This window comes from Pseudomonas sp. HP_14, from assembly GCF_055283875.1.
This window is the reverse complement of the sequence record NZ_JBTOQI010000027.1, coordinates 23859-30850: the sequence shown is the minus strand read 5'-3', so window position 1 is coordinate 30850 and position 6992 is coordinate 23859. Positions and strand designations below refer to the sequence as shown.

The 6992-nt window shown below is 54.8% G+C and carries 7 protein-coding genes and 1 pseudogene; 7 read left to right on the top strand and 1 reads right to left on the bottom strand.

Annotated elements, in window-relative coordinates; translation table 11 throughout:
• Positions 1–418: 418 nt before the first annotated feature.
• On the bottom strand, positions 419–775 hold the full coding sequence (gene queD, locus ACYASS_RS17430; protein ID WP_243248911.1) for a 6-carboxytetrahydropterin synthase QueD: 357 nt from the start codon (positions 773–775) through the stop codon (positions 419–421).
• Between the two features lie 199 nt (positions 776–974).
• Here queD and ACYASS_RS17425 point away from each other — a divergent pair, with 199 nt between their 5' ends.
• The 7 genes and pseudogenes from ACYASS_RS17425 (at position 975) to ACYASS_RS17395 (ending at position 6979) form a co-directional block, all read left to right on the top strand.
• Complete coding sequence (locus ACYASS_RS17425; RefSeq protein ID WP_463587029.1) at positions 975–1283, top strand: PepSY domain-containing protein; 309 nt, start codon at positions 975–977, stop codon at positions 1281–1283.
• The gene (locus ACYASS_RS17420; protein ID WP_243248913.1) at positions 1283–1588 is read left to right on the top strand and encodes a PepSY domain-containing protein; all 306 of its coding nucleotides are present in this window, start codon (positions 1283–1285) and stop codon (positions 1586–1588) included. Before ACYASS_RS17425 ends, ACYASS_RS17420 begins: the two co-directional genes overlap by 1 nt.
• Complete coding sequence (locus ACYASS_RS17415) at positions 1588–2259, top strand: response regulator transcription factor (RefSeq protein ID WP_122666272.1); 672 nt, start codon at positions 1588–1590, stop codon at positions 2257–2259. The genes ACYASS_RS17420 and ACYASS_RS17415 overlap by 1 nt, the downstream gene beginning before the upstream one ends.
• Positions 2256–3581: a sensor histidine kinase gene (locus ACYASS_RS17410; protein ID WP_463587028.1), complete on the top strand. Its 1326-nt coding sequence runs from the start codon at positions 2256–2258 to the stop codon at positions 3579–3581. Before ACYASS_RS17415 ends, ACYASS_RS17410 begins: the two co-directional genes overlap by 4 nt.
• A 174-nt stretch (positions 3582–3755) precedes the next feature.
• Positions 3756–4577, top strand: a pseudogene (locus ACYASS_RS17405) (cache domain-containing protein); the annotation flags it as partial.
• Positions 4578–4613: 36 nt separating this feature from the next.
• Entirely contained in the window at positions 4614–5435 is an 822-nt protein-coding gene (locus ACYASS_RS17400; protein ID WP_463587030.1) for a methyl-accepting chemotaxis protein, read from the top strand.
• Positions 5436–5914: 479 nt separating this feature from the next.
• Entirely contained in the window at positions 5915–6979 is a 1065-nt protein-coding gene (locus ACYASS_RS17395) for an AI-2E family transporter (RefSeq protein ID WP_463587027.1), read from the top strand.
• The last annotated feature ends 13 nt before the right edge of the window (positions 6980–6992 follow it).

Sequence of the window (6992 nt, the reverse complement as noted above, 5' to 3'; positions counted from 1 at the left end):
TGAAACGATGTATCGCCGATGGTAGTGTGGGGTTTCCCCATGTGAGAGTAGGTCATCGTCAAGATTAAATTCCAGAACCCCTGATCGCTTACGCGTTCAGGGGTTTTGTTTATGTGCGAAGAAAAAAGAATTAGCGGTGGGAGCGCGCTTGCCCGCGATGGACGGTCACGCTTTTAGCCTGACACACCGCCTCGCAGCCTTCGGCAGCTCCTACCGGTTCACCCTATCGGGTTGGACCGAATTCATTCGGGAGTAGGCCGGTACAGATGCTGCATATCCATCGCCTAATATAGCGCCTTCCCTGATAAATCCTGTCCACGGGCTCCGTGTTTCTTGCGATACAGTGAGCATCTACGACACTCTCCCAGACACAAAAAAGCCCCCCTTGCGAACAAGGAGGGCTTTTCATTATCGGCGATTATTCACCGCGATAGATGCAACCACTGGTACAGGTCTCATGGATACGAATAGCAGACAGCTCCGGCAACAGAGGCTTGAGCTCTGCGAAGATCCATTTGGCGAGGTTTTCGCTAGTAGGATTTTCCAGGCCTGGGATGTCATTCAGGTAGTGGTGATCGAGCCTTTCATACAAGGGCTTGAAGATCGCTTTGATTTCGGAGAAGTCACGTATCCAGCCGATATGGGGATCAACTTCACCTTCAAGGTGGATAGCGATGCGGAAGGAGTGGCCGTGCAGCCGTCCACATTTATGCCCCTCGGGAACATTAGGTAGGAAGTGGGCCGACTCAAACGTAAATTCTTTAAAAATTTCCACAATCTTCAACTCTAAAAATGGCGATCGTCGCAGCGACGCATGCAGGCCAAGAGTTTATCAGTAATGGTTTGGCCTTGGCGCTAAAAGCAGCCAGATCGTTACCCACTGATGGCATCTAGCCAGACAGATTCAGCTTGAGTTAAGTTCGGTTGTTTATCCTGAGTCAGTAGGAAATAAACATTTTCAACGGAGATTGATAGTGAACCCCCTGACTGCTTTTTTTGCCTCTGCCTTACTGATGTTGACCAGCGGTGTAGTCAGCGCTCGCGACATCTCTGCCGACGAAGCTGTTACATTGCGCGCCGCCGGCGTTATTCAAAGTTCAGAGCGGCTCGACGCTGTGGCATTAGCCAGGCACCCTGGCGCGACCATAAACGATACCGAGCTTGATGAAAAATACGGCAAACATATTTATCAGGTTGAGCTTACGGACACTCAAGGTATTGAATGGGACGTGGATGTTGATGCCGCAACCGGGAAAGTACTCAAGGATCATCAGGACCGATAATGAACTTACATAAGCGTCGTGGCACTCTTCTCTGCCTAGTGCTGGTGTGCGTCACTGTGCAGGCCAGGGACCTGGATCAGGATGAAGCGCTGAACTTGCGTCAGCTCGGTACTATTCTTCCCCTTGAACAGTTGATGGAGATGGCTTTGGCCAGGCATCCCGGTGCCAAACTGCTAGAGGCTGAACTTGAAGAGAAGCATGGCGTGTACGTCTATGAGTTTGAGATTCTGACCTCGGAAGGGGTCGTTCGCGAGTTGAAGTATGACGCTCGGGACAGTCGATTATTGAAGGATGAGGAAGACTGATGCGGCTGTTATTGGTAGAGGACCATGTCCCGCTTGCTGATGAGTTGCTCGCGGGGCTGGGCAGGCAGGGCTACGCAGTTGATTGGCTTGCGGACGGTCGTGACGCTGTACACCAAGGGGTAACCGAGCCTTACGATTTGATTATCCTGGACCTCGGCTTACCTGGGCTTCCGGGTCTTGAGGTATTGGAACAATGGCGCACCGCCGGGTTAGCGACCCCGGTTCTTGTCCTGACTGCACGAGGCTCCTGGTCTGAGCGTATCGAAGGACTCAAGGCCGGGGCTGACGACTACCTGACCAAGCCGTTCCACCCGGAAGAGTTGCAACTTCGCATTCAGGCACTACTGCGTCGTTCCAAAGGGCTGGCCAACCAACCACGCCTTGAGTCCGCGGGCTTGCATCTGGACGAGGGGCGGCAATGCGTTAATCAGGATGGTGTTGATATCCAGCTGACTTCTGCTGAATTCAGGTTGTTGCGTTACTTCATGCTGCACCCGGAACAAATTCTTTCAAAAAGCCATTTGGCCGAGCACCTCTATGACGGGGAAAACGAGCGTGATTCCAACGTTATTGAAGTGCATGTGAATCACCTCCGACGCAAGCTGGGTAAAGCGGTCGTCGAGACTCGAAGGGGCCAGGGCTATCGGTTTGGCGGAGAGCCTGCTGCTTGAAGTCTATACAGCGACGCCTGAGTCTCGGGCTTATCAGTGTGATGGTGCTGGTATGCGTGGTCTTGGCTCAAACCAGCCTTTGGCTGTTTGAACTGGGGTTGCAGCGGTATCTGGAAGCCGGGCTGCGCAATGAAAGCGAAAGCCTGTTGGTGGCTCTGGTGCGCGGGAAGAGTGGTGTGCAACTGGACGAACATCGTCTGTCACCCGCTTATCAGCGGCCTTATTCCGGGCACTACTTCCGAATTGATTTCCCGGATGGCCACTGGCGCTCAAGATCGTTATGGGATCTGGAAATTCCTGATCCCGGTTCAAGCGGGCTGCATTCCAGCTACGAGCTGGGCCAGACAGGGCAATCCTTGCTGCTGCACAAAGTTGATTACCGCAAGTTTGGTCAGGACATCTCAATTACCGTCGCTCAAGATTACACGCCGGTAAGGGCAAGTTTTCTTCGGGTACAGCAGATTGGTCTCGGTCTGGGCGTGGCCGCTCTCTTGCTGATCCTCGCATTACAGCGAGTTACGGTTCGCCGGGCCTTGCGCCCACTGGATCGTGCCCGTGAACAGCTGATTCAGCTTCAACAGGGGAAGCGATCCCAGCTTGATGAGCAGGTTCCAGTTGAGCTGGAACCCCTTGTTTCGCAAATCAATCATCTATTGGAGCATACCGAAGACAGCTTGAGGCGTTCACGCAACGCCCTCGGCAATCTTGGGCACGCGCTGAAAACTCCGCTGGCTGTCCTCTTCAGCGCTATCGCCAGTCCCCAGTTTGATGCTCATCCAGAACTGCGCAATATCCTTCGTGAACAGCTTGAGCAGATTCAGCAACGTCTGGCGCGCGAGTTGAATCGCGCGCGGCTGTCGGGTGATGCGTTGCCCGGTGCGCATTTCGACTGCGATGTCGAGTTGAGTGGATTGTTCGCTACATTACGCATGATCCACGGTGAGCATCTAAACCTCGGGATGCAAGTCCAGCCGGGTTTGTCTCTCCCTTGGGATCGAGAGGATATCCTGGAACTATTGGGTAACTTGCTGGATAACGCATGCAAATGGGCTGATAGCGAAGTACTGCTGATCATTACCCGGCAGGAGACCAGCTTTTGTATCCTCGTAGAGGACGACGGCCCCGGTATTCCTGAGGCTATGCGCGAGGAGGTCTTCAGCCGCGGTGCGCGTCTTGATGAGCAGATTACCGGTCACGGGTTGGGCCTCGGCATCGTGCGCGATATCGTCCAAGTGTGGGGCGGCAATCTGCAACTGGAGGCTAGCCACTCAGGTGGACTTCGCGTGCGCATCGACCTGCCTGACCGCTCTGTTGGTGAATAACCCTCCAACACGCGACTCCGTTAGTCACTAAGTCCGTAACTACGTTATCGATACTCCTGCGTTTCGCTTCTGCTTTTCTGACAAAAGAGCGCATCCCTCTCAACTTTTCAGTCTGATTGCCGTTACAGAGCCAAGATCAAAATTTAAAAACAACAAATTGATATCTGGGGTTCTATGCGCATTAGCCTGAAAGCCAAAGTACTTTCACTGGCGATTCTGCCGGTGCTCATATTCGCGCTGATCATTAGCGCGACTACCGTCATCATGCTCCGCGAGCAGGCCAGACAGGAGGTCAGCCAAACGCGCGAACGGCTCCTGAATGAAGCCAAGGCGACGCTGCAAAATTATGTCGCCATCGGTATGACTGCTATCAAACCGATTTATGACGCTTCGCCGGCTGGCGATGAGGCCGCGCGAGCACAGGCCATAAAACTGCTTTCCGGCATTTCCTATGGCAAGGACGGCTATTTCTTTGGCTACGATTCGCAATCTATACGCTTGTTCAAGGCAAACAGTCCTGATGGCGTCGGGAAGAGCTTCAAGGATGCACGCGATCCGAACGGCGTATATGTCAACAATGAACTGGTGGCTGTAGCTAAAGCTGGTACGCATTATCTGCTGTACTCCTCACCGCTACCTGGCAAAACCGAATTGTTGCCCAAGCTGGGCTACACCGAGTATTTACCCAAATGGGACCTGGCGGTCGGTTCGTCTGTCAATCTTGACGGTATCGACGCCCAGGTTGCATTGGTCGAACGTGACGTTGAAGCTCGTCTGCAGGAAATGTTGCTGAGCATCGTCGGGGTCGCCTTACTTGTTCTTGTCATTATCAGCATTATTGGCGTGGTGCTGGCCGGTACGTTGCTTCGTCCATTGCGCCTGATGAAAGATAACCTGGACGACATCGCCGCCGGTGAGGGCGATTTGACCCGTCGTCTGGCCGTGACCAGTCAGGATGAGTTGGGTGATTTGGCGGGTTCCTTCAACCGTTTCGTCGACAAGATCCATAGCCTGGTCAGCCAGATATCCGGAATGACCGGGCAACTGACTGGCCTCGTGAGTGAGGTTTCCAGCCAGGCGCAGCGCTCTGAACAAGCCATGGAGCGTCAGCGGCATGAGACCGATCAGGTCGCCACTGCAATCAACGAGATGTCTGCTGCGGCGCAGGAAGTGGCAAAGAGTGCGCAGGGCGCCTCGGTCGCCGCACAGCAGACCGATGAAGAGGGCCAGTCGGCCAAACGTGTCGTTGATGGCAGCATCAAACTGATTCACGCGTTGGTCCAAGATATCCGCAACAGCGGCTCCTCGCTGGACAGCCTGCAGCAGGACGTCTCTTCTATTGTCAGCGTGCTTGGGGTGATTCGCTCCATCGCTGAGCAGACCAACCTGCTAGCCCTCAATGCTGCTATTGAAGCCGCTCGGGCCGGGGAGGCTGGTCGAGGTTTTGCGGTAGTGGCTGACGAGGTGCGTGCGCTGGCCAGTCGTACTCAGCAGAGTACTCAGGAAATTCAGGGCATGATTGATCGGCTGCAGAAAGGCACGCAAACCGCTGTGGATGCCATGCGTCGCTCCAGTGAGGCGGGTGATGGCACCTCCGTGCAGGCCAATCAGGCGGGGTCTTCGCTGGATGCTATTGGCGAGCTGATCACGACCATCAACACCATGAACGCGCAGATCGCCAGTGCGGCAGAAGAGCAAACGGCTGTTGCCGAGGAGATCAACCGCAGCGTGCACCAGATTGCTTCCGCTGTAGACACCGTTGCAGACGAAACCCGGCAGAGCGCGCAGACCACACGCAGCCTGAACGATCTTGGCCAGCGCCTTGGCGCACTGGTTGGGCAATTCCGGGTTTAACTCATGTGAGAAGTGCGCTACGAATGGTTGACCTGCACGTCGTCCGACGCGCCGCGCTGTCGCGTAGTAAACATTGACCCTGTAGGAGTGAGCTTGCTCGCGATAGCGGTAGATCGGTTAAGAGGATAGCGTCTGACCTGACGCTATCGCGAGCAAGCTCACTCCTACAGAATAAGCATTTAACTCAGATAGTTATTTCATGTTTGATGAGCGCTGCCGAAGGCTGCCAAGCATTCATCCTGACACACCGCTATCGCAGCCTTCGGCAGTTCCTACAGATCAAATGTCTGGCGTCAGACAGAGCGGTGTAATGACCCTGTGCGATTTCCTGCCAACCCTACGGCCAGACGCATTCTCTGCTGTACTACCCTTTCCAGAGCCATCATCTGCATGAAAAGCAGAATGATGGCACTCGTCCGTCTATTGGCTGACTAAGGATCAGGTCAAGCGAGTTGCTTGCCTACTGACATGGAAAGGACATGAACGAAACCACGCTGCAGTACAAAACCCTGATCATGCTGTTGGTCCTGGTGACCATCGCGTTCATATGGATCCTGTTGCCGTTTTACGGCGCGGTCTTCTGGGCGGTGATCCTCGGCATCATCTTCGCGCCTGTACAGCGTCGCTTGCTGCTGAAGTTCGGCTGGCAGCGTAATCTGACGTCGCTCTGCACCTTGGTGATCTGTCTGGTGATCGCGATTCTGCCGGTTATCGTCATCAGTGCATTGCTGGTTCAGGAAGGCGCCACACTCTACAAGAACGTGGAAAGCGGTCAGCTCGACATCGCCAGTTATCTGGCCGAGTTCAAAGGCTTGTTGCCGCCTTACGTTCAGGGCTGGCTGGATCGCTTGGGTATGGGCGATCTCAACGGTCTGCGCGACAAGATCGCCAAAGGCGCGATGCAGGGCAGTCAGTACCTGGCAACGCAGGCATTCAGCTTCGGTCAGGGCACCTTCGACTTCGTAGTGGGTTTCTTCATCATGCTGTACCTGTTGTTTTTCTTCCTGCGCGATGGCCAGGAACTGGTGCGCAAGATGCGTATCGCGGTGCCGCTGGCTGAGCCACAAAAGCGTCGTTTGCAATTGAAGTTCACGCGGGTCGTGCGCGCCACGGTCAAAGGCAACATTGTCGTCGCGATCACTCAAGGCGCTCTGGGCGGTTTCATTTTCTGGTGTCTGGACATCCCCAGTGCGCTGCTCTGGGCGGTCATCATGGCTTTCCTGTCGTTGCTGCCAGCAGTAGGGGCGGGGATCGTCTGGGCGCCCGTAGCGGTCTACTTCCTGTTGAGCGGGATGATCTGGCAGGGCGTTGTGCTCGCATTGTTCGGCGTCTTTGTTATTGGCCTGGTGGACAACGTGCTGCGGCCTGTTCTGGTCGGCAAAGACACGAAGATGCCCGACTACCTGATCCTGATCTCTACGCTGGGAGGGATGTCGGTATTCGGCCTTAATGGCTTTGTGATTGGTCCGATGGTCGCTGCGCTGTTCATGTCCACCTGGGGCTTGTTCGTCAGCGCCAAGAAGACGGTACGTCTGCCCGGCTAGATTCTTCAGGCGA

What these genes read in the sequence shown, in the direction of transcription:
- ACYASS_RS17420 (WP_243248913.1), top strand. Translation starts at nt 1,283, where the DNA reads ATGAACTTACATAAGCGTCGTGGCACTCTTCTCTGCCTAGTGCTGGTG.
- ACYASS_RS17415 (WP_122666272.1), top strand. Translation starts at nt 1,588, where the DNA reads ATGCGGCTGTTATTGGTAGAGGACCATGTCCCGCTTGCTGATGAGTTG.
- ACYASS_RS17400 (WP_463587030.1), top strand. Translation starts at nt 4,614, where the DNA reads ATGACCGGGCAACTGACTGGCCTCGTGAGTGAGGTTTCCAGCCAGGCG.
- ACYASS_RS17395 (WP_463587027.1), top strand. Translation starts at nt 5,915, where the DNA reads ATGAACGAAACCACGCTGCAGTACAAAACCCTGATCATGCTGTTGGTC.